The 2,266-nt window shown below is 71.9% G+C and carries 1 protein-coding gene and 1 pseudogene; both read right to left on the bottom strand.

Going from position 1 to position 2,266, the window contains the following annotated elements:
• A partial coding sequence (locus RMP09_RS04735) for a cation:proton antiporter (RefSeq protein ID WP_310564850.1) occupies positions 1–1,358 on the bottom strand: 1,358 nt, incomplete at its 3' end.
• A 38-nt stretch (positions 1,359–1,396) separates the two neighbouring features.
• A pseudogene (locus RMP09_RS04740) lies at positions 1,397–2,266 on the bottom strand (cell division protein FtsH); the annotation flags it as partial.

Here is a 2,266-nt window from a genome sequence, read left to right on the forward strand (position 1 = left end):
GCGGCGCGGCCCTGCGCGACACGCTTGGGGTCGGTGTCGAAGGCGACGAACGGCACGCCGCTGGCCTGCAGCAGCACTGCCACGGTGTGCCCGACACGGCCGTAGCCGCCGATCACCACGGGCGCGGACGCGTCGGCGGCTCCGGGCAAAGGCAACTCGGCCTGCGGCGCGCCGGGCGCTGCTTGCGCCGGCCCTGCCGACCTCGCAAGAAGGCCCGCGATCGCGCTGTTGAAGCGGATCACCACGGCGCCGGCCACCATCGCCAGCAAGATAGCGCTGATCGCGATCTGGCCCAGCCGCGCGTCAATGGCTCGCGCGTCCAGTGCGATGGCCAGCAGCGCCAGCCCGAACTCGCCGCCCACCGCCAGCAGCAGGCTGGTGCGCCAGGCCAGCCGCGGCGCCAGCCCGATGCGGCGCATCATCGCCGCGACGATGAGCGTCTTGGCCAGCAGGATCACCAGCGCGCCCAGCAGCGCCCAGTGCAGCACGGGCCAGACCGCCACGGGGTCGAAGCGCATGCCGATGCCGACGAAGAACAGGCCCAGCAGCACGTCGCGGAAAGGCCGGATCGCCGCCTCGACCTGGTGCCGGAACTCGGTCTCGCCGAGGATCATGCCGGCCAGGAAACCGCCGAACGCCAGCGACAGGCCCAGGCCGTCGGTCGCCCAGGCCGCGAGCAGCGCGATCAGCAGCACGGTCAGCGTGAACATCTCGGCCGAGCGCCGCTCGGCCACGTGGTGCATCAGCGGCCGCAGCAGCCAGCGGCCGGCGAGGAAGACCAGCGCAAAGGCCAGCGCACCCTTGGCCAGCGCCCAGGCCAGCTCGAGCGCCAGCACGTCGGCGGCCACCGCCACGCCCAGCGCCGGAATGATCACCAGGAACGGCACCGCGGTGACGTCCGGGAACACCGACATCGCCAGCCCGAGGCGGCCGTGCGGCGCGTTGTCTTCGCCGCGCTCCTTGAGCAGGCTGGCGATGATGGTCGTCGAGGACTGCGCGAAGGCCGCGCCGATGACGAAGGCCGCCGCACCGGGCACGCCGGCCAGCCAGGCCGCGATGCCCACCGCGGCCGTGGTGAGCGCGACCTGCCCGGTGCCCAGGCCCAGCACCTGGTGGCGCAGCGCGTTCAGCTGCGGCAGCGAGAAATTCAGGCCGATCGTGAACAACAGGAACACCACGCCGAACTCGGCCAGCGCCTCGAACTCCGGCACATGAATGGTCGGACCCACGGTGTGCGGCCCGAGGATCACGCCGACGAGCAGGTAGCCCAGGCTGGTGGGAACCTGCAGCCGCTGGCAGGCGAGCACGACCGCCACCGCCACCGCCAGCAACAGCAGGATCTGCGTCAGGTGCGCCATGAAGGGCCTATCACGATCGACGCTGCCGCGTGCACGGGTCAGGCCGTCTTCAGGTCCGTGGTCAGCTTGCGGATCGCCGGCTCGTCCAGCGTCTCCTGCTCCAGCAGCGCGCGGGCGCTGCGTTCGAGCACCTCGCGGTTGAGGTCGAGGATCGCGGTGGCGCGAGCGAAGCCCTCCATCACGAGGGTGCGGATCGCCTCGTCGATGCGCCGGCGCGTGTCTTCCGACACGGCCGGGCCGCTCTGAGCGAACGCGGCCGGCACGTCGAGCATGGTCGAGCGCTGCGCCTCGAGCGCGACATAACCCAGGCCCTCGTCCATGCCGTAGCGGCTGACCATGTCGCGCGCGATGTTGCTGGCCTTGGCCAGGTCGTCGGCGGCGCCGGTGGACAACTCGCCGAAGACCAGCTTCTCGGCCGCGCGGCCGCCCAGCAGCACGGCGATCTTGCGCTCGAGCTCGCGCCGCGTCATCAGGTAGCGGTCTTCGGTGGGGCGCTGGATGGTGTAGCCGAGCGCGCCGATGCCGGCAGCGCCAGCGCCACCAGCGCATGGCCCATCTCGTGGTAGGCCACGGTCTTGCGCTCCTCGGGGTTGAGCACGCGGTTGCGCCGCTCCAGGCCGGCGACGATGCGCTCGACCGCGAGCGTGAAGTCGGCCAGCGTCACCAGATCGGCCTTGCGCCGCGTGGCCGCCAGCGTGGCCTCGTTGACGAGGTTGGCGAGGTCGGCGCCGGTGAAGCCCGGCGTCAGCGCAGCCACTTCGTCGAGATGCAGCCCCGGGTCCAGCTTCACCTTGCGCACGTGCACGCGCAGGATGTCCAGCCGCCCGATCTAGTCCGGCCGGTCAACGAGCACCTGGCGGTCGAAGCGCCCGGCGCGCAGCAGCGCCGGGTCGAGGATCTCGGGACGG

This window comes from Hydrogenophaga sp., from assembly GCF_031426985.1.
In the GTDB taxonomy this organism is placed as follows: domain Bacteria; phylum Pseudomonadota; class Gammaproteobacteria; order Burkholderiales; family Burkholderiaceae_C; genus Hydrogenophaga.